The 22,938-nt window shown below is 51.3% G+C and carries 27 protein-coding genes; 11 read left to right on the plus strand and 16 right to left on the minus strand.

The window, feature by feature from the left end:
• The first annotated feature begins 409 nt into the window (after positions 1-409).
• The 3 genes from QJQ48_RS09645 to QJQ48_RS09655 all read left to right on the plus strand — a co-directional run bounded on the left by QJQ48_RS09645 (position 410) and on the right by QJQ48_RS09655 (position 2,297).
• Complete coding sequence (locus QJQ48_RS09645; protein ID WP_346291010.1) at positions 410-670, plus strand: DUF2281 domain-containing protein; 261 nt, start codon at positions 410-412, stop codon at positions 668-670.
• Positions 667-1,083 carry a type II toxin-antitoxin system VapC family toxin gene (locus tag QJQ48_RS09650; protein ID WP_346291011.1) on the plus strand — a complete coding sequence of 139 codons (417 nt, stop codon included), beginning with the start codon at positions 667-669 and terminating at the stop codon, positions 1,081-1,083. The genes QJQ48_RS09645 and QJQ48_RS09650 overlap by 4 nt, the downstream gene beginning before the upstream one ends.
• A gap of 143 nt (positions 1,084-1,226) precedes the next feature.
• A complete protein-coding gene (locus QJQ48_RS09655; protein WP_346291012.1) occupies positions 1,227-2,297 on the plus strand; it encodes a TerB family tellurite resistance protein in 1,071 nt (356 codons plus the stop codon).
• Positions 2,298-2,415: 118 nt separating this feature from the next.
• On the opposite strand, the gene QJQ48_RS09660 is transcribed toward QJQ48_RS09655, so the two are convergent.
• The 9 genes from QJQ48_RS09660 to QJQ48_RS09700 all read right to left on the minus strand — a co-directional run bounded on the left by QJQ48_RS09660 (position 2,416) and on the right by QJQ48_RS09700 (position 8,663).
• Complete coding sequence (locus tag QJQ48_RS09660) at positions 2,416-2,754, minus strand: HepT-like ribonuclease domain-containing protein (protein ID WP_346291013.1); 339 nt, start codon at positions 2,752-2,754, stop codon at positions 2,416-2,418.
• Positions 2,741-3,046, minus strand: a complete 306-nt coding sequence (locus tag QJQ48_RS09665; protein ID WP_346291014.1) for a nucleotidyltransferase family protein — start codon at positions 3,044-3,046, stop codon at positions 2,741-2,743. The genes QJQ48_RS09660 and QJQ48_RS09665 overlap by 14 nt, the downstream gene beginning before the upstream one ends.
• A 188-nt stretch (positions 3,047-3,234) precedes the next feature.
• On the minus strand, positions 3,235-3,396 hold the full coding sequence (locus QJQ48_RS09670) for a hypothetical protein (RefSeq protein ID WP_346291015.1): 162 nt from the start codon (positions 3,394-3,396) through the stop codon (positions 3,235-3,237).
• A 114-nt stretch (positions 3,397-3,510) separates the two neighbouring features.
• On the minus strand, positions 3,511-3,741 hold the full coding sequence (locus tag QJQ48_RS09675; RefSeq protein ID WP_346291016.1) for a hypothetical protein: 231 nt from the start codon (positions 3,739-3,741) through the stop codon (positions 3,511-3,513).
• Between the two features lie 4 nt (positions 3,742-3,745).
• On the minus strand, positions 3,746-4,537 hold the full coding sequence (locus tag QJQ48_RS09680) for a YdcF family protein (protein WP_346291017.1): 792 nt from the start codon (positions 4,535-4,537) through the stop codon (positions 3,746-3,748).
• Positions 4,537-4,839, minus strand: coding sequence for a hypothetical protein (locus QJQ48_RS09685; protein WP_346291018.1), 303 nt, complete (start codon positions 4,837-4,839; stop codon positions 4,537-4,539). The genes QJQ48_RS09680 and QJQ48_RS09685 overlap by 1 nt, the downstream gene beginning before the upstream one ends.
• A gap of 66 nt (positions 4,840-4,905) precedes the next feature.
• Positions 4,906-6,441, minus strand: coding sequence for a bifunctional aminoglycoside phosphotransferase/ATP-binding protein (locus QJQ48_RS09690; protein ID WP_346291019.1), 1,536 nt, complete (start codon positions 6,439-6,441; stop codon positions 4,906-4,908).
• 142 nt (positions 6,442-6,583) lie between these two features.
• Positions 6,584-7,258, minus strand: a complete 675-nt coding sequence (locus tag QJQ48_RS09695; protein ID WP_346291020.1) for a 50S ribosomal protein L25/general stress protein Ctc — start codon at positions 7,256-7,258, stop codon at positions 6,584-6,586.
• 70 nt (positions 7,259-7,328) lie between these two features.
• On the minus strand, positions 7,329-8,663 hold the full coding sequence (locus QJQ48_RS09700; protein WP_346291021.1) for an adenylosuccinate synthase: 1,335 nt from the start codon (positions 8,661-8,663) through the stop codon (positions 7,329-7,331).
• Positions 8,664-8,882: 219 nt separating this feature from the next.
• On the opposite strand from QJQ48_RS09700, the gene QJQ48_RS09705 reads away from it, so the two are divergent.
• On the plus strand, positions 8,883-9,962 hold the full coding sequence (locus QJQ48_RS09705) for an adenosine deaminase (RefSeq protein ID WP_346291022.1): 1,080 nt from the start codon (positions 8,883-8,885) through the stop codon (positions 9,960-9,962).
• Here the strand turns inward: QJQ48_RS09705 and QJQ48_RS09710 are convergent.
• Positions 9,940-10,062, minus strand: coding sequence for a hypothetical protein (locus QJQ48_RS09710; RefSeq protein ID WP_346291023.1), 123 nt, complete (start codon positions 10,060-10,062; stop codon positions 9,940-9,942). The two genes, QJQ48_RS09705 and QJQ48_RS09710, sit on opposite strands and share 23 nt — an antisense overlap.
• Positions 10,063-10,152: 90 nt before the next feature.
• Between QJQ48_RS09710 and aspS the strand changes: the two genes are divergently transcribed.
• The 4 genes from aspS (at position 10,153) to QJQ48_RS09730 (ending at position 15,018) form a co-directional block, all read left to right on the plus strand.
• The gene (gene aspS, locus QJQ48_RS09715; protein WP_346291024.1) at positions 10,153-11,946 is read left to right on the plus strand and encodes an aspartate--tRNA ligase; all 1,794 of its coding nucleotides are present in this window, start codon (positions 10,153-10,155) and stop codon (positions 11,944-11,946) included.
• Between the two features lie 199 nt (positions 11,947-12,145).
• The gene (locus tag QJQ48_RS09720) at positions 12,146-12,994 is read left to right on the plus strand and encodes a response regulator (RefSeq protein WP_346291025.1); all 849 of its coding nucleotides are present in this window, start codon (positions 12,146-12,148) and stop codon (positions 12,992-12,994) included.
• 66 nt (positions 12,995-13,060) lie between these two features.
• Positions 13,061-13,783, plus strand: coding sequence for a bifunctional demethylmenaquinone methyltransferase/2-methoxy-6-polyprenyl-1,4-benzoquinol methylase UbiE (ubiE, locus tag QJQ48_RS09725; protein ID WP_346291026.1), 723 nt, complete (start codon positions 13,061-13,063; stop codon positions 13,781-13,783).
• Entirely contained in the window at positions 13,780-15,018 is a 1,239-nt protein-coding gene (locus QJQ48_RS09730; protein WP_346291027.1) for a DUF445 domain-containing protein, read from the plus strand. Before ubiE ends, QJQ48_RS09730 begins: the two co-directional genes overlap by 4 nt.
• A 122-nt stretch (positions 15,019-15,140) precedes the next feature.
• Here QJQ48_RS09730 and pstB read toward each other — a convergent pair whose 3' ends face one another.
• From pstB to QJQ48_RS09750, 4 genes are all read right to left on the minus strand, one after another.
• Positions 15,141-15,956 carry a phosphate ABC transporter ATP-binding protein PstB gene (gene pstB, locus QJQ48_RS09735; RefSeq protein ID WP_346291028.1) on the minus strand — a complete coding sequence of 272 codons (816 nt, stop codon included), beginning with the start codon at positions 15,954-15,956 and terminating at the stop codon, positions 15,141-15,143.
• Positions 15,957-16,019: 63 nt separating this feature from the next.
• Positions 16,020-16,955 (minus strand): phosphate ABC transporter permease PstA, encoded by a 936-nt coding sequence (gene pstA / locus QJQ48_RS09740; RefSeq protein ID WP_346291029.1) that lies wholly within the window; start codon positions 16,953-16,955, stop codon positions 16,020-16,022.
• Positions 16,955-17,905 carry a phosphate ABC transporter permease subunit PstC gene (gene pstC / locus QJQ48_RS09745; RefSeq protein ID WP_346291030.1) on the minus strand — a complete coding sequence of 317 codons (951 nt, stop codon included), beginning with the start codon at positions 17,903-17,905 and terminating at the stop codon, positions 16,955-16,957. Before pstC ends, pstA begins: the two co-directional genes overlap by 1 nt.
• A gap of 139 nt (positions 17,906-18,044) precedes the next feature.
• Complete coding sequence (locus QJQ48_RS09750; RefSeq protein WP_346291031.1) at positions 18,045-19,037, minus strand: PstS family phosphate ABC transporter substrate-binding protein; 993 nt, start codon at positions 19,035-19,037, stop codon at positions 18,045-18,047.
• A 220-nt stretch (positions 19,038-19,257) separates the two neighbouring features.
• Here QJQ48_RS09750 and QJQ48_RS09755 point away from each other — a divergent pair, with 220 nt between their 5' ends.
• Positions 19,258-19,683 (plus strand): thiol-disulfide oxidoreductase DCC family protein, encoded by a 426-nt coding sequence (locus QJQ48_RS09755; RefSeq protein ID WP_346291032.1) that lies wholly within the window; start codon positions 19,258-19,260, stop codon positions 19,681-19,683.
• 164 nt (positions 19,684-19,847) lie between these two features.
• On the opposite strand, the gene QJQ48_RS09760 is transcribed toward QJQ48_RS09755, so the two are convergent.
• Positions 19,848-20,372: a peroxiredoxin-like family protein gene (locus tag QJQ48_RS09760; protein WP_346291033.1), complete on the minus strand. Its 525-nt coding sequence runs from the start codon at positions 20,370-20,372 to the stop codon at positions 19,848-19,850.
• A 206-nt stretch (positions 20,373-20,578) separates the two neighbouring features.
• Entirely contained in the window at positions 20,579-21,196 is a 618-nt protein-coding gene (locus QJQ48_RS09765; protein ID WP_346291034.1) for a hypothetical protein, read from the minus strand.
• 68 nt (positions 21,197-21,264) lie between these two features.
• Here QJQ48_RS09765 and QJQ48_RS09770 point away from each other — a divergent pair, with 68 nt between their 5' ends.
• Both QJQ48_RS09770 and glsA read left to right on the plus strand, forming a co-directional pair.
• Positions 21,265-21,954, plus strand: coding sequence for a glutathione S-transferase N-terminal domain-containing protein (locus QJQ48_RS09770; RefSeq protein ID WP_346291035.1), 690 nt, complete (start codon positions 21,265-21,267; stop codon positions 21,952-21,954).
• A complete protein-coding gene (gene glsA, locus QJQ48_RS09775; protein ID WP_346291036.1) occupies positions 21,954-22,916 on the plus strand; it encodes a glutaminase A in 963 nt (320 codons plus the stop codon). The genes QJQ48_RS09770 and glsA overlap by 1 nt, the downstream gene beginning before the upstream one ends.
• Positions 22,917-22,938: the final 22 nt, after the last annotated feature.

The following is a 22,938-nucleotide window of genomic DNA, read 5'->3' on the forward strand; positions in this document are numbered from 1 at the left end:
CGACTGGTCTGTTCAGTCTGGTGGGTTAGCGGTTCGGAGTTGTGTCACCAACTTCGGGCCGCGCAGCTAGTTTTTGGACAAGTCATGCAGAAGCTACGAAAGATGCGCATTTCTGCATTAGCTAGAGACATTACCGTATTTGGGCGATCGCGTCAACACAGTGGCAATCAGATTTTGAATTAAGAGAGAAAGCAATCATTTCAAGTTTCAAGACTTATGCAAACGACGCGATCGTGGACTTGGCATAACAACTTGACTTCAATCAAATCACCAACTTTGACAGAAATGGCTGAGAAAAACTGCAGTTTGATATCTGTTAAAATTCAGATCTGAACTGTTAAAAAAAATAAGATTTCGCAACCAGGTGTAAAAGATAAGAAGTAGTCTTTATTGTAGGCACTACAGAATTATGACAATTCGAGAAACGGCGATCGCTAAATTGCAGCGGCTACCTGAGTCACTATTACAACAGGTCAGTGACTTTATTGATTTTTTAGTCTCTCGACAGCAACCTAATACTGTTATTGATGAGCCAACAGATGACTTGACTGGCACATGGACGAGATGGTTTGAGTCGGTTGATTGCATAGAGGCTGCGTCAACTAGCTCGACCACTAACTATCAGCAGCATTTATTAGTCAAGTATCAACAGCAGGGTCTTGAGCTGTGATTCTTTGCGATGCTGGCGTCCTGCTTTGCTTAGTGGATCGTACTCAGCCTCAACATAAAGTATACCGAGGTAAAGTGATTCAGCTTTCCTCTCCTTTGTTAACAACCTGGTCTTGTTTCACAGAAGCAATGTATTTAGCTCTTCATCGCGGCGGATGGATGATGCAAAAGCAGCTAGGGCAGCTACTTTTAGACAAGCTGCTATTTATTTATGAGATTCAGCAGCAGGATTATCGTCGTTTGTTGGCGCTGATGGAGCAGTATAAAGATCGACCAATGGACTTGGCTGATGCTTCATTGGTTTTAGTGGCTGAAAGAACAAATTTTCGTAAAATCCTTACGCTTGACTCAGATTTTCTGTTCTACCGCATTGGGAATCGTGATTCATTTGATATTGTTCAGGTGCAGAAGTAGTACAAACTTGCTGATTTCATACAATTAGCAAGTATAAGTAGCAGCTACTTCATACAGTCTTTATACTCTAGCTTAGAGAAAATGCTGATTAAGCTTCCGTACTGGGAAATATAGGTGAAATTTATAGATCTGTTGAGGCTAGCATGAGCATTTTTTCCCGCCAAAGCAATAAAGAGAGTTCAATCAATGCAAAGACTGAAGCTATTCAAGAGCAGCTAGCAGAAAAGATGATGGGATTCTTCGATTCAGTGATTGAGGATCGAAGCAAGTATTATGCAGAACATCAAGATAAAATTCCTAATCAAGATAGTATTAAAGCAATCATTCAAACTTACGCTAGTAAAAATGCTCTAATTTCAGGAGGAGCAGGCTTAGTACCAGGTCCGTTAGGTATGCTGGCTGCTGTTCCTGAAATTGGCTTCGTGATTCGCAATCAGATTGAAATGATTTACGATATCGGCACAGCATATGGAAAAAAGCAAGTTTTAACTAAAGAACTACTCGCAGGTGTATTCAGCACAGCTATTGGCTCAGGTGCTTTAGGCTTGCTCACGGTTCAAGGTAGCAAAGTCCTTGTAAAAAGAGCATCTCTTAGATTTTTGCAGAAAGCTGTTCAGCTTTTAGCTGGAAAAGTGACGCAGCGTATGCTCCGGTCAATGGTGAGTAAATATGTGCCAGTCGCGGGTGCTGCTGCAATGGCGGCTTGGTCAAACTTATCTACACGAACTATTGGCAAACAAGCCACAATCATTTTTGAAAAAGAAATCACGATATCCTCGGAAGATCCTGAGGAGTTTTTGGAAACTGAAGCTTCAAAGCTACAAGATACATCCCAAATAATTGAAGATGCCGAGCAAAGTCTTGAAGAAAAACTAGATATTCTAAAAATTCAGTCTCTAATTAATCTGATGATGATTGATGGTCAGATTGAATCAGAAGAGCAAGAATACATCGGCTTAATTGTCGAAGGTGCTGAAATCAATGATCACATCAAAATGGACTTGATTGAGGCTATCACAGGTAAAACCAAATTCAAAATTGATTATTCTGAATTTACAAATTCGCCAGATGAGAAAATAAGTCTTTTGGTTGATATGGTAGCCCTCGCTAAACGAGACGGAGAATTTCACATTGCTGAAAAGCTTCTTATCAAGCAAGTTGGCAAAATTTTTGATTTTTCAACAGATGAGATTGAAGAAGTAATGGCGAGCTAAAAAAATAGCGCGATCGCTAATTTTGCAGCACAATCGCCTATTTTATAAGAGCCATCATGATGCATCGTTTTTTCTGTTGAGAATAGCAATTGCTTTGGTTGACTTGCAGCCCGCGATTCTAATTAGTTAGATATTTTTTAAGAATAGGGATAAGTTCGTGTAAATCATAGGTTATCGTATCCCACAAAATGTCTAAATCGATTTCAAAATAAGCATGAACAATGCGATTGCGCATACCTATCATTTTCCTCCAAGGTATCTCTGGAATTTGCTTTTGCCGTTCTTGAGAGACTTTGGAAGCCGCTTCGCCTATAATCTCTAACAATCTAACCAATGCTAAAGACAATATTCGATCTGAATCCAAATCTTGTCTAGTTTTGCCCTGGGAAAATTCGTTGGCTTCTTGTGCAGCCTCCAGCATGTGGCGTAGCCAAGTTGTATCATCAACTTTGGACATACTGAACCATAGCGATATCTAAAACATCTTGCCGGAAATATCGACTCAGCTCTGCTGGCGTTCTCAAGTCAACTGTACGTCCCACGATCGCTGCCAACTCCTCTTCCATTCCAGCTATATCCAAATAGCTAACCTTTGTCTGAGGCTGAAACTCTACCAGGAAATCAATATCACTCTCTGGACTAAAGTCTTCACGTAGGACTGAGCCAAAAATAGATAGCTTAGCAATTCGGTGCCGCTGGCAAAAATTAGCTATTTCCGTTTTTGAAATCTCGACTGGTAAAAGGCTCATAAGGCTCTTAATTAGAACGATTGTTAGGCGAATTTAGCGCAATCGCCGATCTTGTAAGGTGGTCACGACGCATTATTGCTTCAACATTTTTTTTGCAACAACAATTTTGGGAGCATTAGCTTCGAAATTCTAAATCAATTTCAAAATAAGCATGAACAATGCGATTGCGCATACCTGAATAGGCCCAATCACCAAATCTTCGCCAGCAGCAAACTAAAGCCAGATAGTTCCGGTTCACCGCTGACCTGCTCAGGATTTTCCAGCGCTTGAGGCGGTTGACCCGGTCGATAAATATGTACAGTCCGAATTAGAGGGGTTGTTTCGGTTTGGATGCGTAGCGTGGTGGTCATTTCTGACTTGCCTCATAGCCAAGGAGGTCGATCTGGCAACGGATAGCGATCGCCGCTCAGGACTCTTCCATTTCGTTCAATGGCATAAAGTCATTCTATCGCTAGGCCCAACTATCACTTGCTACCCCGGCGCCGCCAAAAGAGGCCAAAAAAGTCAACATCTCGCTGCATGGACGCCAGCTCGCGCTGATGTGCAGCCGCCGTTTCGTAATACCACTGGCAGTAAGCTTCTAGAGCTTCCCGGTGGGCCACCTCATAGCGAAACTCCTGCGCCACTTGCTGTAGCTCAAAGGTCTTATCAAATCGGACTTCTGCTGAATTGGGCGTAGAAACAGGATCGAGCATGAGATTAGAGCCAACCTTTAAGCCAATAGACGCCAATACCGATATATTCTTTCAAAGCGCGGGTGAAATGTTCAAGCTGCCCAGCATCAGGAATAAGGCCGAGAACTTTGCCCTGGGGCGTGGCGTTGGCTTCCTGCAGGGTTCGCTCTGTCACCCGAAAATCCACCGGCGCTGGAATTACCGCAATCCCCTGCTTTTGAAAAATCAGCAGCGATCGCGGCATATGAATTGCCGACGTCACCAGCAGAATCTGCTTAATCTGCTGGGCCTGCAAAATCCGTTTCACATTCACCGCATTTTCATAGGTGTTGAGCGAAGTAGGGTCTTCAAAAATGGCCTCATTCGGGACCCCTAGCGCTCTAGCCAACTGCGCCATATCCGCTGACTCTGGTGGGCCGCCGTCTTTCCAGTCAATCCGCCCACCGCTGAGAATTAGCACCGGCGCTTTGCCCGCTAAAAAAAGTCTAGCGCCATAGATCACCCGGTCGCCCGCCTCTGACACCTCCACCCAGGGGCGCGGCGGCGTGGCCGGATAGACGCTGCCCCCCAGCACCACAATTGCCTGAGCTACCGGCAGCTCTGCCACTGGCAAATAGCGCCACTCCAGCGATCGCACCAAGCTATCTGTCACCCAGCGATTGCCGCCTAGCAGCAGCAAGAGCAGAGCAACAGCGATCGCCCCTGCCGCCCAGCGGGGACGCCGCCAAATGACAACCAAAGCCGCTAACAGCAGCAGACAGGCCAGTCCCAGCGGATAGACAAACAGCGGCAGCAGCTTGGAGAGAAAGATAAACATTAGCGAGTGCGGCGGGCCCGGCGACGAGGACGCTGGCTGCGCTGCAGGTCTTGCTGCCCAAAGGGTAGACGTAAGCGACTAGATCGCTCCTTGAGCCGTCGCTGCACTCGTCGCAGCGGATTCTCGCTATCGGGAGCGGGGACGCCGCCAGGGGTTTGCCACCAGGCAGACAGAATGCCGCCCGCCACGCCACCGACCGCCCCAAACAAAATACTGGGGATGACGTCATACCCCACGACCAGCAGCGCCAGCAGAAAAGCTAGCCAGATTTTCAGTCCCGCTGGAATGGCCTTATCAACCATGGCACGCTCCGAAACCTAAGACCTCGACAGGCATGATTAAACATCAGTGCCGCTCTTTTGCCTAGTCTAGGCGATCGCTCGGAGCTGAGGCGTCAGATCCTGAGTGGTGTCAATAGTCTTCACATAGGGCTGCTCGGCGGGGCCAAAAGGCTCCATTGACTGCTGAGCCAAAATATCAGAGGTAGCATCGGCAATGTCATTTGTGCGCTGCTGTAGGCGCTGCTGCATTATGGCTTTGGGAGTATCGCAGTACAGAATTTGCAGCGGTATCTGCTTGGCCTCAGCCTGAGCAATCACGCTTTGTCGCCGCTCTTGCCGGTCGTATTTAGCATCCAAAATGACCGGGTAGCCCCGCTGGGCTAAGCGTATTCCCAGATCTAGCAGGCGATTGTAGGTTTTCTGGCTCATTTCGGCAGTGTATATTTCGTCACCGCCTCGCTCTGTCAGGGGAACACCCGCTAAGTGCTTGCGCACCGCGTCTGAGCGCAGATGCACCGCTCCGGTTTGCTGGGCTAGCTGTCGCGCCGCTGTGGTTTTGCCGGAGCCAGAGAGTCCTGACATCACGAAGATCCGCCCCTGCTGGGGCTGGGCATACTGCCAGGCTAAGCGATAGTAAGGAGCCGCTTTTTGACTGGCTTTGGTTTTCTCAGCCGCTGAGACGGAAGGATCGTTCAGCAAAAACGACGTGACTTTAGCCCGCACATAAGACTGACGGCTGACGTAGAGTGGCAAAATCTCCAGCCCTGCCCAGTCTCCCGTCTGCTCGGCGTAGTGATTAAGGAAAGCAGTGCGCAAATCTGGGCGATCGCCCGCTTCTAAGTCCATGACGATGTAGGCAATGTCGAACATGACATCGACAAAGCGAAATGGCTCATTGAACTCAATGCAGTCAAACAGATAGAGCTGGTCTTGCCAGAGACAAATATTGTTCAAATGCAAATCGCCGTGGCAGGCGCGGATACGATCCTGCTCAATTCGCTGCTGAAATAGGGCCTGCTCTTGCGCAAAAAAGCGATCGGTGTAGGCTTTAGTTTGTTCAAACTGGGTCTGCGTCTGCGGCCCGCCGATGAAGCCTTGGGTCTGCGCGTAGTTCTCGTCGATGGAGGCGCGAATCTGAGCAATTTCACCAAAGCTGCGGATATGCGCATCGGTTTTGGCCTCAGCGTGAAATTCAGCGATTGTCTCTGCTAGCCGCTGCAGCAGCTCTACCGTCAGCTCCCCCTGCTCAAACAGATGGCTGAGCAGCGCCGATTGAGGAAACTGCCGCATCTTGACGGCGTATTCAACCGCCGCGTCTTCCCCCTCAGCCAAGTAAAAGCGATCGCCCGCCTGCGCAATTGCCATCACTTCTAAATAAATAGGCGCAGCCGCCCGTCGATTCAGCCGCAGTTCTTCGTGACAAAAATGCTGACGTTTTTCCAGGGTTGAATAGTCTAAAAAGCCAAAGTCAACGGGCTTTTTCAGCTTGTAGGCAAACTCCCCCGTCAGCAGCACGTAGGAAACATGGGTCTGAATCAGCTCAATCGTCTCTGACACCGGATGAGAATAGAACTCCGGCTGCATCATTTGCTGAATCAGCGGCGGCAAGGCAGCATCAACCATAAAAATTTAGGGGCGCGTGTCTAAGCGTCTAATACAAACTCAATCGTCCTCCTTGGAGGACAGAAACTCGAATAGGAAGCTAAACAAAAAGCCAGGGATACGTCCCTGGCCTAGCTCGTTAGCCTAGCAGAGAAGCTAGCGCCTACGCTTCGGGGCTGGCAGCTTCATCCTCGGCTTCACTCTCAGCATCGGCTGTAGCAGCCTCAGGGTTGAGAGCCAAATCAACCAAATCAGGTTCTTCGGCGGGTTCTTCGCTCACGGTCGGCGCTAGCACCGTGACGACTGATTTTTCTGGATCAGCGACCGCCGTTACGCCCTTGGGCAGAACCAGATCGCCCACCCGGAGAATATCGCCCACATTTAGACCAGAAACGTCAATCTCAATGGTTTCAGGAATTGAGTCAGGCGGGCACTTGATGGCCAGATCGTTGATTAGGGTATCTAGGGTACCGCCATCTTGGATCACACCTGCGGCTTCACCCGTGTAGCTGAGGGGCACCACAACTTCTACTTCATCCTGGGCCGCGATCGAGAAGAAGCTGATGTGATTAACGATATTTTTCCAAGGATGAGTCTGCACCTCGCGCAGCAGGGCTTTGCCACTCCAGGAAATATCGGGTACCTTGACCGTTACCAACGTGTTATTGACAGCGGCGTAGCGCAGCAGCGTCTCTGCTTCTTTAGCATCTACGGTGAGGGCTACAGATTCAGCCCCCTTGTGACCATAGAGGACGGCAGGTAAACGGCCTTCCCGCCGAATCGCCTTAGGCTTTTGCGAAAAGTCGCGCTGTTGGCATTGAATTGACAGATCATCCATGAGAATTACTCGCGTTTTTTAGAGAAGTGGTAAACAAAGTTGAATCGGTTGGCGAATCAAAGGCGATCGCCTAAGCCACCTGGGGCGTACCATTTTCAAACAGCAGCGCTCGTTTGGGGCCGTGAATCGGATCTTCCACAATAATGGTCTGATCGCGGCTAGCTCCCAAAGACACAATGGCAATAGGCACTTCCATAAGCTCTGCCAAAAACTTGAGATAGGCCAGTGCCTGCTGGGGCAAATCCTCTAAAGAGCGGCAGTTGGCTGTTGACTGCTTCCATCCCGGTAGGGTTTTGTAAACGGGCTGGGACTGGGCGAGCTGACGGGCACTGACCGGAAAATCGCGGCGCTGCTGTCCGTCAATCTCATAGGCGACGCAGACCTGAATTTCGTCTAGCTCATCTAGCACATCAAGCTTGGTAATCGCCAGACAGTCTAGGCCATTAATCCGCACTGCGTAGCGACCAATTACGGCATCAAACCAACCGCAGCGCCGCTTGCGCCCGGTGGTGGTGCCAAACTCCGCGCCGCGATCGCAGAGGATCTGTCCCATCTCGCCGTGCAGCTCCGTAGGAAAAGGCCCTTCTCCCACCCGTGTTGTGTAGGCTTTAGCGACGCCAATAACGCGATCGATCATGGTTGGCCCCACGCCGGAACCAATGCAGGCTCCACCCGCCACCGGATTAGAGGAAGTCACGTAGGGATAAGTGCCGTGATCGAGATCCAGCAGCGTTCCCTGCGCCCCTTCAAACAAGATGTTCTTGCGCTTTTGAATGGCGTTGTAAATCAGCAGAGAGCTATCAACCACATGAGGTCGCAGCCGCTCAGCATACTGGACATATTCGTCAAAAACGGCCTGTGGATCTAAAGGCGGCAAATTGTAGAGCTTTTCTAAAACAATGTTTTTATAGTTGATCGTCCACTCTAGCTGCTCCCGAAAAGAAGCAGCATCCATCAGATCAATCACGCGCAGGCCCGTGCGCTCAGACTTGTCGGCATAGGTAGGGCCGATGCCCCGCTTAGTAGTGCCAATTTTCTGATTTCCCCGGCTCTCTTCCGCCGCCTGATCTAACAGCCGATGGTACGGCATCGTGACGTGGGCAGTTTCAGAAATAAATAGGTTTTTCGTCGAGATGCCAAGCTGCTCTAGCTTGTCCAGCTCGGCAATCAGCGCCTTAGGATCAATGACGGTGCCACTGCCAATCACGCACTGAGTTTCTGGATACAGAATGCCAGAGGGCGTCAGGTGTAGCTTAAAGGTCTGATCTTTAACTACAACGGTATGGCCGGCGTTGACGCCGCCCTGGTAGCGCACCACGACATCCGCCGAATTGCTGAGTAGGTCAGTAATTTTGCCTTTGCCCTCATCGCCCCACTGGGCGCCGATCACGATAACGTTTGCCAAGAGATTTTAAGGAGCTAGCGTTCACACAAATCACCATTATCGGTAGTGGAAGTGATCTTCGTCAACTTATTTTTTTGACGTTGCCAGGCGATCGCAGCTGAAGTCTGAGGCTTAAGAAATTAGGCCAGATCTGCCGCCAAGCAGCCAGATTTACGCTACAACAGATAAATTACTCTTTATATTTTTTAACTTTATTCTGACTTTTACCGAGGTGATCTTATGACACTTTATGCTGAGCTACACCGTCACCTGGGCGGTTCGGTGGTACCCCGCATTCTCTGGCGCTATTTCCAGCGCAATCGGCCTGATATTTCGGGGCGCTTTGGCGGGTACGACGAGTTTGAGCACTTTTACACCCGTCCCCGTAAGACCTTAGAAGAATATTTGGAGCTGCACACGCTGGTGGAAAGCGTTCAGACTCAAGAGGCGCTGCCCTACTTTATTTATCGGCTGATTCGCGGGGCCTATATTTTTGAGAATTTAGCCTATTTGGAGCTGCGCTATACGCCCTATCTGCGGACGCCGGAGCATCTACCTCAGTCTCAGCGGATTGAAAAGATGGCGGAGATTGTGGAAACCGTGGGCCGCGCTAGCCAGCAGACGGAGTATCCGGTGGTGACGCGGCAGATTCTCTGTATGCACTCCAAGCTGCCCTATGAGGTGAACCGCGCCATTGTCGATTTGGCAGCCCAATATCCTGACTACATTTGTGCCGTTGACCTAGCCGGCGGAGACGCTCAATACCGCGATCGCCTAGAGGAAATCATCGGTCTTTATGCCCATGCGCAGTCTTTAGGCATTAAGACGACCGGCCATCTCTATGAAACCGCCGATGGCTGCTACCCGGAGCTGCTGCCCTACCTGATGCGGATTGGCCACGGCATTCAGATTCCGCTACGGCACCCGGAGCTACTGCCGGAAGTAGCGGCACGGGGACAATGTTTGGAAATTTGCCCCACGACTTATTTAAAGACAGGCACCCTGCAAGAGATTCGCCAGCTCAAGCCCGTATTTGATCGCTGCTTTGATGCCGGGGTAGACATTGCCATCTGCACAGACAACGCCGGTTTACACAACGTGCGGCTGCCTTTTGAGTACGAAACCCTTTTAACCCAGGACGTGATTGGCTTTGACGGCCTGCAGGCTTGTCAAGAAGCCGCCTTCCGCCATGCCTTCGCTTGGCCCCACAACCGCCAGCCCGCCTCTATGCTCTCAGAACTGCTAGAGCGTCCCTGCCTGCCCCATCCCCAAGACGAAACTGCTGAGCCGGGACTGCTTAGCCAAACTTGGTTTCAGTAGCGATCGCGGGTTCTAGCAGGGCTTTGCCTGTTGTTATGTCGCAGGCAAATAGCTCCGTCGCGGCTGAATCTAGGCAATAAATTGCTAAGGGTGTTGCCACCTGGCAGACACCCTAAAAAACATTTTGAACGGTTAAGCAATGCTGCCATAATGAAAAAGTTTTGATATTTTAGCGAAGCCAGTCAGCGCCATGCGAACCCACTATTGCGGTCATCTGCGAGCAGAACACATAGGAGAAACCGTCACTCTGTTCGGTTGGGTCGATCGTCGCCGCGATCATGGGGGCGTCATTTTTCTAGACCTGCGCGATCGCAGCGGCATTGTGCAGATTGTCAGCGATCCGGAGCGTACGCCTGACTCCTATTCCTTAGCCGATCAGCTTCGCAATGAGTATGTAGTCAAGGTGGTGGGCCGGGTAAGCCAGCGACCGCCAGAGTCCCTCAACCCCAAGCTCCCCACCGGACAGGTTGAGATCTACGCCGATCAAATTGAGCTGCTGAACGAAGTGCGCAAGCAGATGCCCTTCCAGGTTTCCACCACCGATCAGGAGCCTGTGCGGGAAGAACTGCGGCTGCGCTATCGCTATCTCGATTTGCGGCGAGAGCGCATGAGCCAAAACCTACAGCTGCGCCATCAGGTGAACCAGGCAATTCGCCGCTTTTTGGAAGATCAGGAAGGCTTCATTGAAGTTGAGACGCCGATTCTGACGCGATCGACGCCGGAGGGAGCACGGGATTACCTAGTTCCCTCACGGGTCAACCCTAGCGAGTGGTACGCCCTGCCCCAGTCACCTCAGCTCTTTAAGCAACTGCTGATGGTTTCAGGGGTCGATCGCTACTATCAAATTGCCCGCTGCTTCCGAGACGAAGACCTGCGGGCCGATCGCCAGCCGGAGTTCACCCAGCTTGACATGGAGATGAGCTTCATGAGTCAGGCAGAAATTCTAGAGCTGAATGAGCGGTTAGTCTGCCACATTCTCAAAACGGTCAAAGGCATTGAAGTGTCTCAGCCTTTTCCGCGCCTCGCCTACGCCGAGGCGATGGATCGCTATGGGACGGATAAGCCCGATACCCGCTACGGGTTAGAGCTGGTTGACGTCTCTGATTTGGTGGCTGATTCCGGGTTTAAAGTCTTCTCTGGCGCAGTGAAAAACGGCGGCTTGGTGAAAGTGCTGCCCATTCCCAACGGCAATGACACGATTTCCAACGTGCGGATCAAGCCGGGGGGCGACCTGTTTAAGATTGCGGCTGAGGCTGGGGCTAAGGGATTGGCCTACATTCGCGTGCGCGGTGGCGATATTGACACCATTGGCGCAATCAAAGACAATCTCACGGCTGAGCGCAAGCAGCAGATTCTAGAGCGCACCGGCGCTCAGGACGGACACCTGCTGCTGTTCTGTGCTGATGCGGTAGAGGTGGTAAATCCAACGCTGGACCGGCTGCGACAGGCGATCGCGCAGGAAATGCAGCTTATCCCCGCTGACCAGATTAATCTGCTGTGGGTGACGGAGTTTCCCATGTTTGAGTGGAACGCCGATGAAAAGCGCTTAGAGGCGCTGCACCACCCCTTCACTGCTCCCTACCCGGAAGATGCAGCCGATTTAAAAACGGCGCGGGCACAGGCTTACGATTTGGTCTACAACGGCTATGAGGTGGGCGGCGGTAGCCTGCGAATCTACCAGCCGGATCTGCAGCAGCAGGTGTTTGAGGCAATTGGCCTGTCGGAAGCGGAAACATACGATAAGTTTGGCTTCCTGCTAGAGGCGTTTGAGTACGGTACACCGCCCCACGGCGGCATTGCCTACGGTCTCGATCGCCTCGTGATGCTGCTGGCTGGAGAAGACTCGATTCGCGACGCGATCGCCTTTCCTAAGACCCAGCAGGCCCGCTGCCTACTCACAGATGCTCCGTCCAAGGTGGATAACCAGCAGCTCAAAGAGTTGCAGGTCGCCTCGACCTATAAGCCAAAACCGAAAGAGTCATAGCAGCCAGCAAAAATGGGGGCATTGTCGCCGCGATCTTGGCTTAGTGCTGCTGGTGGCAGCGCTTTGTTTGGACGTAATCCCAGAGCAAGGTGGTGGAGCTGAGTCAGGTTTAAATCTTTTACCAAAAACTGTTGTTCGCTGGGCGCAGATTGGGAAAACTGAAGGACAAATGCTTCTTGGCTTACCCCAAGGTCAAAAAATGATGATTGCAGAGACTTCCGCAACCCAGCCACGCTCAGCGTCAAAGCCCCGAATGCTGGTAGTTGATGACGAGCCTGACAACCTAGATCTGCTTTATCGCACCTTTCGTCGCAGCTTTCAGGTGCTGAGGGCAGAAAGCGGCCAGGAGGCCCTCGGATTGCTCTCAGACTGTGGTGAAGTTGCTGTGATCATTTCCGATCAGCGGATGCCGGAGATGAAGGGAACCGAGTTTCTCAGCAAAACCGTCTCTAACTTTCCCGATACGATGCGCATCATCCTCACCGGGTTTACCGATGTGGAGGATTTGGTGGAAGCCATCAACGCCGGACAGGTTTATCGCTACATCACGAAGCCTTGGGATCCCGAAGAGCTGAAAGATGTCGTGTACCGGGCGGCTGAAACCTATGAGCTAATGCGGCAGCGCAATCAAGAGCTGCTAGAGTCTCGCCAGCAAACTCAGCTCATGCTGAATATTTTGGAACTGGTGAATAAAATTGAAACCTCGGCGGCAATCCTCAAGCCCCTGGCTCAGTCCCTACGGCAGGCTCTAGAGGCAAATGGCTGTCAGGTAATGCTGCTAGCAGCCCAGTCTATCGGTCAGCAGGAGAGCGACGGGGCAATCAACCTCTCTGAAACGCTGATCCAAACGGCGATCGCCGAAAAGGCGCTACAGCAGCAGACCTCAGAAACTCAGACTCAGGTGGTGCTGCCTGCCCTCTACCAGAAAGAACTCGTTGCTCTGATTGGCTTAGAGTGGTCGCCTTCGCAGATTTCTTCAATCGAGGCGATCGCCTGGCTGGAGGCGGTAGCCCGTCAGGTAGGACTGGCGCTGAAAAGTTTAGCCTAGTCGAGTTATTTCCTTCGGTCAGGGAGTATGTCAGGATGATCTTCACAGCCCCGCCTACCTCGCCCTATGGATCATCCTGCTGCCTCTGACTATCTTGGCAATGCTGCTCAGATTCGCGACTTGTTCAATCGCATTGCTCCTGTTTATGACGCTTTCAACCAGCAGCTCAGTCTAGGGCTGCACCGGGTTTGGAAACAGATGGCAGTAGACTGGAGCCGTGTCCAGCCGGGAGACACCTGTTTAGACCTGTGCTGCGGCAGTGGCGACTTGGCCCTGCTTTTAGGACGGCGGACTGGCCCCAGCGGACAGGTTTATGGGGTTGACTTTGCTGCCGCTCAGTTGGCAGTGGCTCAACAGCGATCGCAAAAAGCTTGGCCGCTGCTGTCGATTGAATGGGTCGAAGCAGATGCACTAGCGCTACCGTTTGCCGACGCCTATTTTGATGGGGCTACAATGGGCTACGGGCTACGCAATGTCGTCGATATCCCAGCGAGCCTAGCGGAGCTAAAGCGTGTCCTCAAACCGGGGGCCACAGCGGCTATTTTAGACTTTCATCAACCCAGCAGCGGCTGGATGCAGCAGTTTCAGCAATGGTATCTCAGCACGATTGTTGTTCCCACTGCTGAGGAATATGGCTTAGCATCAGAGTATGCTTACATTAGTCCTAGCCTTGATCGCTTCTTGAGCGGTGCTGAGCAAGTCGAAGCGGCACTGCAGGCGGAATTTAGCCATGCTGTCCACTATCCCATTGTTGGCGGCATGATGGGAGTTTTAGTCGCAGATCGATGACGCTCACCTGGTCAGATTTATTTTTACTTATTGGACCGCCCTTAGTCGGGGGGATCATTGGTTACTTTACCAATGACATCGCTATCAAGATGCTGTTTCGGCCCTATCGACCGCTTTACCTGTTTGGTCGCCAGCTCCCTTTCACCCCTGGCTTAATTCCCAGCAATCAGGAACGTCTCGCCAAGCGCATTGCCGATACCATTATGGGATCGCTGCTAACTCCGGACGCGCTGCAAACCCTAGCCAAGCGACTGCTGCAGACAGAGCGGATTCAAAGCGCTATCGACTGGCTCTTGCGCATGGCCCTCGACCAGGTACAGGCCGAAACTCAGGATAAAACAGCGCGGATTCTAGGCAATATTCTCAAAGACCTCTTCGGCCAGTCTCTACCCCGTTTACTCAAAGTTTGGGCTAGACAGGAAAATTTTTTAGAAGCCCAGCTTAACCAAATTTTTGATCAGGTACTGCTAGAATTTCAGCTCACTGACGAGCAGGCTAATCAGCTTTCCCAGTGGGGTCTGCAGGGCGTTTTGCCGCCCGATGCGATTCGGCAACTGATTGTGGATTTTCTCACCGATCGCAATATTCAAGTCATTGACGAAACTTTCCGCGAGAAAACCAGCGGTACCTACTGGGTCGTTGCCAACCTGTTTGGCCTGCGGAACTCGCTGGTACGGCTGCGCACGTTTTGTCTAGATGAGCGGGAGTCAAGTAATAAGCGAATTGCTGAATTGACTGAATCCCTAGGAGTCCAGGGACGCCTCAAGGAATGGCTGCAAAATTTCTCGCTGCAAAACCTGCCCGTTTCTACCGTACGGCAGCTACGCGACACTCTAAGAGAAACGGTGCGCGACTACGCCCAGACCCACGGGGCGGAGCTATTACAGGGCCTGAGCGAGTCGATTAACTGGCAGGAACTGGCGATTCAGCTGCTGGGCCGTCTGCAAAAGTCACCCATTGTCGGCAACTCTCTGGGGCTGGTTAGCGAAGAACTCACCATCATTTTGGAGCGATACCTGGAGCGCGATTTAGAAAAAATCGTCACCCAGGCAATTCCCATTCTAGATATAGACCAGGTAATTATTGAACGGGTGATGGCCACTTCACCGCGAGAATTAGAAGCCAATATTCAGGGCATTGTCCGCAACGAGCTGCAGGCGATTGTCAATCTAGGCGGCATTTTAGGCTTTACAATCGGCTGCTTCCAAGGTGTTTTCCTCTTTTTGCAGCGATAAGGCAGGCAATGTCCCTAAGCCTCATACAGCCTATGCCGTCGTTGCTTGAGAACAGAAGTGCCCCGTTAGGGTAGGGCGGGCATTGCCCGCCTCTATAGGTTGTTACACGCCTTTGAGTAAATCTAGCCGAAGCGACCGGATACGTAATCGCGGGTCTGCTCCTGCTGGGGATTGCTGAAGATTTTCTGGGTATCGTCAAACTCAACTAGGTAGCCCACTTTGCCGCCTTGATCAGTCGCTTCAGCGTTGAAGAAGGCTGTCTTATCAGAGACGCGAGACGCCTGCTGCATGTTGTGGGTGACGATGATGATGGTGTAGTTTTCCTTCAGCTCATGCATCAGCTCCTCTATTTTGAGCGTGGAGATGGGGTCTAAAGCTGAACAAGGTTCGTCCATCAAAATGACTTCTGGCTCAATGGCGATCGCCCGGGCAATACAGAGCCGCTGTTGCTGCCCGCCGGAAAGCGATAGGCCGCTATCCTGCAGCTTATCTTTCACTTCCTCCCACAGGGCGGCTCCTTTGAGCGATCGCTCAATCAGCTCATCCATGTCGCCCTGGTAGCCATTGATCCGGGCACCAAAGGCAATGTTGTCATAGATAGATTTGGGGAAAGGATTGGGCTTTTGAAATACCATGCCGATGCGACGGCGCAGCTCAATCGGATCGATACGCTTATCGTAAATATCCACGCCGCGATAGGTGATGCGGCCTTTAATATGGGCGCTAGGAATCAGATCGTTTAAGCGATTGAAGCAGCGTAGCACCGTACTCTTACCACAGCCAGACGGGCCGATAAACGCCGTAATTTTTTTGCCCGGAACCTCTAGATTGACGCCGCGAACCGCCAGGTTAGAGCCGTAGTAGTAGCCCGTATCTTGCACGTGGAAGATACGTTCTGTTTCCACAGCGGTAGAAGATGGAGATTGCTGAGATTGCATAAGGGAACAGCCTCTTACTGAACAAATGAATGGCAGGATTTTGGAAGATGCGATCGCACTGAACTAAAGGGATCTTTGAAACTTGTTGCGCAGCCAGATAGCCGTTCCATTCATGACGAACAGCAAAAGCATCAGCACGATAATGGCTGAGGCCGCAATGGCATGAAACCCATCTTGAGGCCGTCCAACCCAGCTAAAAATTTGAATGGGCATAGCGGTAAAGCTAGATCTCAGTCCGTCCAGGGAGAACTCCGGGGCAAAGGGCACAAAGGTAGCGGCACCCACTACGATTAGGGGCGCGGTTTCGCCAATGGCGCGGGATAGAGCCAAAATAGTGCCGGTCATAATGCCGGGGATAGCCTGGGGCAGCACATGACTGCGTACAGTCTGCCACCGCGTCGATCCCAAAGCCATCCCGGCCAAGCGCAAACTGTCTGGAACGGCCCTTAGTGCCTCTCGCGTAGCCACGATGATCACAGGCAAAATCAAAAGGGCCAGCGTCAGCGCGCCTGAGATGATGCTGCGGCCTCCGGTAAGCGGTTCAAAGATACGAGCAAAGACGAACAATCCCAGCATCCCGTAGATGATTGAGGGAACAGCGGCTAAGTTGCTGATATTAATTTCAACAATCTTGGTAAATAGATTGTCACTGGCAAATTCTTCCAAGAAAATGCCTGAACCTACACCAATCGGAAAACAAACGAGCGCTGTAATAATGAGCAAATAAACTGTACCGATAAGGGCAGGCCAAATGCCTGCTTCTTCTGGTCTGCGAGAAGGCGGACTGGTGATGAACTCAAAATCCAAACTGGATAAGCCACTGACTAAAATACCAATCAATAGCACCGCTAGCACCACAATGCCTGAAAAAGTAGCAACCCAGCTCACCACCTTGAAAAACTTGTCAACACGGTAGCGACTCTGAAGATCGGGATTAAAATTCGTTTCCCTAGGCTCATGCAGTATCTCTCTGGGATCTTGCTCAGAAGCAGCAGACATTATTCGTATTTCTCCTGGAACCGACGAACGAACCAAAAGCTGAAAACATTCAGCAGTAGCGTAATCACAAAGAGGGTCATGCCGACCGCAAAGAGAGTCTTAAACTCAATTGAGCCGTAGGGCGCATCTCCCTTAGTAACCTGGACAATAAAGGCCGTCATTGTCTGGACGGCGCTGCGAGGATCAAGGGTTAGAGTCGGACTCTGACCCGCCGCGAGAGTCACAATCATTGTCTCACCCACGGCTCTAGAAACACCTAGGACGATAGACGCCACAATTCCCGACAGGGCGGCTGGCAACACTACACCTGTGACTGTTTCCCGCTTAGTAGCTCCCAAGGCGTAAGATCCTTGCCTCAGGCTAGCAGGAACCGCAAAAATGGCATCTTCGCTCAGAGAAGCGACGGTCGGCAGAATTGCAAACCCTAGGACAATGCCTGCACTCAGGGAATTGAAGGTCGATAACCCTGGCACAAATGTTTTTAGAAAGGGGGTCACCATCAGTAGGGCAAAATAGCCGAAAACAACCGTAGGTACTCCAGCTAGAATTTCTAGAGCTGGCTTCAACCAGGCCCGCAGCGACCTAGGGGCATACTCGCTCAAACAAACTGCCGAAAGTAATCCCAGCGGTACAGCTACCAGCAGGCCAATCACTGAGGTTAAAAAAGTCCCGCACAGCAGCACGATGATGCCAAACCTAGGATTAGCAAATGTCGGCGACCAGCGGGTTGCGGTGAAAAACTCCCAAGGAGAAACTTCTAGAAAGAATTCAATCGTTTCAAAAATAAGCGTTAAGACAATGCCAATCGTCGTCGCGACTGAGACAAAGGCAAAAGCGCCAAAAAGAATAACAATAAATTTCTGCGTTAGCTTACTGGCTGACCGGTTTGGCTGCCAGCGATCGCCGCGAACACTCTCTCCTAATGGTTTCGGTAAAACACTATCTGTCATTTTGACCTTCCGCTTTCTATCGGCAGGCTGATAACTCTATCAGCAAGCGTCTGCTTAAAATGTCCCCAAAGGCTATCAGAGCCAAGATTCCCAGAAAAAACCTCAGCTCTGACAGCAAACTCAGCGTCAGTTAAACCAACTACTCAACAGTCTTGACTTCGCCCGACTCAAACTTCCCTTGAGCCTCGGAGTACTTTTCATCCGCCATCGGCACATAACCTGTGTCGGCTACGTACTCTTTATTAGCCGGATCGAGGTAGAAGTCAACAAATGCCTGTACGGCTTCGTTTTCCTCAGCCGCCTGCTTGCTGACGTAGATACGCAGCGGACGGGACAGCGGCGTGTAGTTACCCTCTAGAACATTCTCTTCGCTCGGCTCGACGCAGCCTTCGCCAGAGTCGATGGCTACTGCCTTCATGCTGTCCTGATTCTCGAAGTAGTAGGCATAGCCAAAGTAGCCCAGCGCATTGGTATCGCCTGCAACACCTTGAACCAGAACGTTGTCATCTTCGCTGGCGGTATAGTCACTGCGGCTTGCTCCCTCCTCACCGTTAATCTCCTCAGTGAAGTAGTCAAAGGTACCTGAGTCAGTGCCCGGCCCGTAAAGAACCAAGGGAGCATCGGGAAAGCTAGGATCAACCTGATTCCAGTTTTCAACAGTGCCTTCAGCTTCAGGGGACCAGATGGTATTGAGCTGATCGATAGTGAGGCACTGAACCCAGTCGTTATCAGGATTAACCACAACGGTTAGAGCGTCAGTAGCCACCGGCAGTTCGATCATCTCGATGCCGTTAGCTTCGCAGTTTTCAATCTCTTCTGGCTTAACTTCGCGAGAAGCATCAGAAATTTGGGTTTCGCCATTGCAAAACTTCTCAAAACCACCGCCAGTTCCAGAAGCCCCTACCGTAATCTGCACGCCAGGATTGGCTTTCTGAAACTCTTCGGCCATTGCCTCAGAGATCGGGAAAACTGTGCTAGAACCATCAATAGCAATGCTGCCAGAGAGTTCAGAACCGCCTTCAGCACTAGCTGTTTCAGATGCACCTTCTTCAGAAGTGGTGGTTTCACCACCGCCACAGGCTGCTAAGCCAGCTAGCAAAGCTACCAGAGAAACCGAATAAGCAAAACGCATAGTCCGCAAATTAAAAAACATCAAGTACCTCACTCCCTCACAAAAATTGATTCTGAACCGTTCAGAATTACTCACATACTCGTGACGAAATCTACACCCTGAACGTAAAGATCAGGTTAAGAGCGGCCAAAAATCTGTCTTCGGTATCATAGGCAGGCAGCCAAAAAAGTTCATCTGGCTACGAATATTCTCACTGTAATATTTTTATGCACTACTTTTTATGCACTACGTAATCTACGACGGTAACTGCAATCTCTGCACAACTTTAGTGCAGCTACTGGAGCGACTCGATCAGGGACAGCGATTTCGTTACGTGCCCATGCAAGACGCAGCCACCTTAAACGAGTATCAGATTACGCCAGATGACTGTGAGATGGGCATGATTTTGCTAGATGCTGCGAATCCGCAGCGTCGCTGGCAAGGCAGTGACGCTGCGGAGGAAATTGGTCATTTACTACCGGCAGGCAACATCTTCATCAGCGCCTATCAGGCTTTACCCGGTGTGAAATGGGCGGGCGATCGCGCCTATGAGCAAGTTCGGGACAACCGCTATGCGCTTTTCGGCAAACGGGACAGCACTTATACGTCAGCCTATCCGGTCTGCGCCGACGATAGCTGCGGTCAGTCCTTTGCCGAGAAACACTAAAACAGGCTGCCCGCGTCTCCCTCAGCATCTGGTGCTCAGCTAAAAGATGTGTTTGGCTTTCGATCGCTCTATGCAGCTTCCTTTGAATCTAATAAACCCAAAAACTAGCGATCGCGCTTATGGCAAAATCCCAAACGCGATCGCTAGCTCTGACTTTCAAATTCTTAGGCGGCTCCTCGAGTGGGATAGTCGTTTTGCAGAATGAAGTCTAGCCCGTCTAAAAGATCGTCGAAGGTAGGACGGGCGAACGGGGCGTTATTGAGGCCGACATAGTACAGCTCGCCTGTGGGACGAATCAGATACAGAGCCGGTTCACCAAACAGATCAGGTTCTTTGTCAGCAGCACCCGCTGAAATATAAAGTCCCCAGCGGCGCATATCATCAATGCTGAAGTCGTAGCCAACTGTAAGGGCATTGACGTCCCAGTCTGAGTGAGTCTCTTTGGCTCGCTCAGCACTGTCACCGCTGATGGCAATTGGCTCAACCCCGATCTGGGCAAAGCGATCGAGCTTTTGTTCCAGTTCCTCTAAATAGGTCTTACAGATAGGACAGTGGAGTCCTCGGTAAAAAACGACCATCGTGAAGTTTTCAGGGGACTGGTTAGCCAGGTTCCACGGCTTGCCCGCAACCGTCTTGACGGTCAGCTCAGGGGCGGGAGTGCCCGGCATCAGTTTTGTCGATGTTGTCATAAGGTTTAAACATGTCCTGCTGGCTCAGATTACCGAAGGCCAGCGGCAGCTCGCCTCTACAAAGCGGCAGACAGCCGACTAGATGCGGTTAATCTCTTTCTAAAGCGGTAGACAGCGTTCGGGGACAGCTGTTGTCCTCTCGGTTACGCACATTTGCCGTAAGCTTAGTAATTTCAATCCTAGGCACAACGCCGCTACGGCAGACACTAAAGCTGAGCTAACCAATGAGGATAGGCATAGGAAGCGGATAGTTCCAACTGAGGTAGATTTTGGGTTGATGCTGACAGCCAGGATAGGGTTAGCTGCAAAGCCGCTAGGGACTGCTGCGAACTGCCGGAAGCTTCTAAGCCAACTGTCCACCAGGCTTGATGGGCGGCTTCTAGCTGAGTGAGTTCTAGGCTACAGGCTTGGCTGACTCGCTTTTGCGGCTCAGTTGGCGTAACCTGATTGTTTTCAACCTGGTAGATGCGCTGCGATCGCGCTTTTGTGACTTCGATCCAGCTTTCACTCTGCAAGTACGCCTGCAACTGAGGATGGTCACGACTGGCTGCATCCGTATGACTCCACTTAATCCAGCGCTCTAGCTGACCTGCCCAGCGATCGCCTGCCTGCGCCTGCCCCAGCGCCGCCTGTCGCCACTTCACCTCTAGACTGCCTTGACGAAACTTCACCCCTAGAAACGTGTCGTGGGGGAGTAACAGATAGCAGTCTGTTCGCCTTTCTTGGGCAATCGGCACAGCCCCTAGCTCTGAGGCAAACCAGTCAGTCAGCGATCGCGGCAGCTTCCCGGTCTGGAACCAGCGCACTTCCGTTGTTAGCAGCATGGGCGATGCAGATGAATTTCAGCTTTGCCCTTTATCATTAACGTGAATTGCCAACGGTCTTCAAACTCATGCCACAACCCATCGATCTTTATTACTGGCCTACCCCTAACGGCTGGAAAATCAGCATTTGCCTGGAGGAAATGGGCCTGCCCTACAACACCATTCCGGTCAACATTATGGCAGGGGATCAGTTCAAGCCAGAGTTTCTTCAAGTCAGCCCCAACAATAAAATGCCTGCCATTGTAGATCCAGAGGGGCCAGAACAGGAACCCATCTCCCTGTTTGAGTCCGGCGCAATTTTGCTCTATCTAGCCGACAAGACCGGGCAGTTTATGGCGGAAAGTTCGGGCGATCGCTACGTTACGCTGCAATGGCTGATGTTTCAGATGGGCAGCATTGGCCCCATGTTGGGACAAGCCCATCACTTTCGCCAGTACGCACCGGAGAAAATTCCCTATGCGATCGATCGCTACACCAATGAAGCTGCCCGTCTGTATGGCGTTTTAGATAAGCGATTAGAGGAAGTTGAGTATGTCGCCGGGGACTATTCAATTGCCGATATGGCCATCTTTCCCTGGCTGATTTCCTATGAAAATCAGGGCCAAAATTTGGCTGACTACCCCCAGGTGAAGCGCTGGTTTGAGGCCATTAATCAGCGGCCTGCGGTACAGGCAGGCTTGGCCCTGCTGCGCGACGAACGCAGCCGGGTCAAGATGGACGATACCGCGCGGCAAAATCTTTTTGGTAAGCGCAGTTGATGTCTCAGTTCCAGCAGTTTCTTAAAGCGCTTCATGAAAAATATCAGCCGTTGACGGACGGGCATGCTGCTAGCTACATCCCAGAGCTGACTAAGGCTGATCCAAACTGGTTTGCCATCAGCGTGGTGACGGTAAACGGCCAGACCTACGAGGTGGGTGACTTTGAGCAGACCTTCACGATTCAGTCCATTTCTAAGGTCTGCACCTACGGCATGGCCCTGGAAGACCACGGTCGGGAAGCCCTATTGCATAAGGTGGGGGTTGAACCAACGGGAGATCCGTTTAATTCTCTCATCCGCCTAGACGAAGACTCCAAGCGCCCAGACAACCCCATGATCAACGCCGGAGCGATCGCCACCACAAGCCTGATCAAAGGTACTGACCCCACTGAGCGACTGAATCGGCTGATGGCGATGTTTCGCCGCTATGTCGGCCATGAAGTGTTCATCGACATTTCCACCTTCATGTCCGAGCGCTCCACTGGGCACCGCAATCGGGCAATGGCTCATCTAATGCTGAATTTTGGCATGATTACTGGCGCAATTGAGGAGGCGCTAGACCTTTATTTTCAGCAGTGTGCGCTTTTAGTCAACTGCCACGACCTAGCGCTGATGGCAGCTACGCTAGCGAATCGTGGTATTAACCCGGTGACTCAGGAACAAGCAATCAATCCAGACTATGTACGCGATATTCTCAGCGTTATGTACACCTGCGGCATGTACAACTTTGCCGGGGAATGGGCCTACCGGGTGGGCATTCCGGCGAAAAGCGGTGTTTCCGGTGGGATTTTAGCTGTAGTGCCCAATCAGGCGGGGATTGCGGTGTTTTCGCCGCTGTTAGACAAAAATGGCAATAGCGTACGGGGACTGCGGGTATTTGAGGAACTGTCGCAAAAATATGGGTTTCACCTGTTCGATCTCTCGATGGGCAAATGTAGCTTTCTAGACTCTTTAGCGGAGTAGCTTCTATGTCGGCTACATATTT

It is taken from the genome of Sphaerothrix gracilis Ecp01, from assembly GCF_030405905.1.
Lineage (GTDB): Bacteria > Cyanobacteriota > Cyanobacteriia > Phormidesmidales > Phormidesmidaceae > Sphaerothrix > Sphaerothrix gracilis.

What these genes read in the sequence shown, in the direction of transcription:
- QJQ48_RS09645 (WP_346291010.1), top strand. Translation starts at nt 410, where the DNA reads ATGACAATTCGAGAAACGGCGATCGCTAAATTGCAGCGGCTACCTGAG.
- QJQ48_RS09655 (WP_346291012.1), top strand. Translation starts at nt 1,227, where the DNA reads ATGAGCATTTTTTCCCGCCAAAGCAATAAAGAGAGTTCAATCAATGCA.
- QJQ48_RS09660 (WP_346291013.1), bottom strand. Translation starts at nt 2,754, where the DNA reads ATGTCCAAAGTTGATGATACAACTTGGCTACGCCACATGCTGGAGGCT.
- QJQ48_RS09665 (WP_346291014.1), bottom strand. Translation starts at nt 3,046, where the DNA reads ATGAGCCTTTTACCAGTCGAGATTTCAAAAACGGAAATAGCTAATTTT.
- QJQ48_RS09670 (WP_346291015.1), bottom strand. Translation starts at nt 3,396, where the DNA reads ATGACCACCACGCTACGCATCCAAACCGAAACAACCCCTCTAATTCGG.
- QJQ48_RS09675 (WP_346291016.1), bottom strand. Translation starts at nt 3,741, where the DNA reads ATGCTCGATCCTGTTTCTACGCCCAATTCAGCAGAAGTCCGATTTGAT.
- QJQ48_RS09680 (WP_346291017.1), bottom strand. Translation starts at nt 4,537, where the DNA reads ATGTTTATCTTTCTCTCCAAGCTGCTGCCGCTGTTTGTCTATCCGCTG.
- QJQ48_RS09685 (WP_346291018.1), bottom strand. Translation starts at nt 4,839, where the DNA reads ATGGTTGATAAGGCCATTCCAGCGGGACTGAAAATCTGGCTAGCTTTT.
- QJQ48_RS09690 (WP_346291019.1), bottom strand. Translation starts at nt 6,441, where the DNA reads ATGGTTGATGCTGCCTTGCCGCCGCTGATTCAGCAAATGATGCAGCCG.
- QJQ48_RS09695 (WP_346291020.1), bottom strand. Translation starts at nt 7,258, where the DNA reads ATGGATGATCTGTCAATTCAATGCCAACAGCGCGACTTTTCGCAAAAG.
- QJQ48_RS09705 (WP_346291022.1), top strand. Translation starts at nt 8,883, where the DNA reads ATGACACTTTATGCTGAGCTACACCGTCACCTGGGCGGTTCGGTGGTA.
- aspS (WP_346291024.1), top strand. Translation starts at nt 10,153, where the DNA reads ATGCGAACCCACTATTGCGGTCATCTGCGAGCAGAACACATAGGAGAA.
- QJQ48_RS09720 (WP_346291025.1), top strand. Translation starts at nt 12,146, where the DNA reads ATGATGATTGCAGAGACTTCCGCAACCCAGCCACGCTCAGCGTCAAAG.
- ubiE (WP_346291026.1), top strand. Translation starts at nt 13,061, where the DNA reads ATGGATCATCCTGCTGCCTCTGACTATCTTGGCAATGCTGCTCAGATT.
- QJQ48_RS09730 (WP_346291027.1), top strand. Translation starts at nt 13,780, where the DNA reads ATGACGCTCACCTGGTCAGATTTATTTTTACTTATTGGACCGCCCTTA.
- pstB (WP_346291028.1), bottom strand. Translation starts at nt 15,956, where the DNA reads ATGCAATCTCAGCAATCTCCATCTTCTACCGCTGTGGAAACAGAACGT.
- pstA (WP_346291029.1), bottom strand. Translation starts at nt 16,955, where the DNA reads ATGTCTGCTGCTTCTGAGCAAGATCCCAGAGAGATACTGCATGAGCCT.
- pstC (WP_346291030.1), bottom strand. Translation starts at nt 17,905, where the DNA reads ATGACAGATAGTGTTTTACCGAAACCATTAGGAGAGAGTGTTCGCGGC.
- QJQ48_RS09750 (WP_346291031.1), bottom strand. Translation starts at nt 19,037, where the DNA reads ATGCGTTTTGCTTATTCGGTTTCTCTGGTAGCTTTGCTAGCTGGCTTA.
- QJQ48_RS09755 (WP_346291032.1), top strand. Translation starts at nt 19,258, where the DNA reads ATGCACTACGTAATCTACGACGGTAACTGCAATCTCTGCACAACTTTA.
- QJQ48_RS09760 (WP_346291033.1), bottom strand. Translation starts at nt 20,372, where the DNA reads ATGACAACATCGACAAAACTGATGCCGGGCACTCCCGCCCCTGAGCTG.
- QJQ48_RS09765 (WP_346291034.1), bottom strand. Translation starts at nt 21,196, where the DNA reads ATGCTGCTAACAACGGAAGTGCGCTGGTTCCAGACCGGGAAGCTGCCG.
- QJQ48_RS09770 (WP_346291035.1), top strand. Translation starts at nt 21,265, where the DNA reads ATGCCACAACCCATCGATCTTTATTACTGGCCTACCCCTAACGGCTGG.
- glsA (WP_346291036.1), top strand. Translation starts at nt 21,954, where the DNA reads ATGTCTCAGTTCCAGCAGTTTCTTAAAGCGCTTCATGAAAAATATCAG.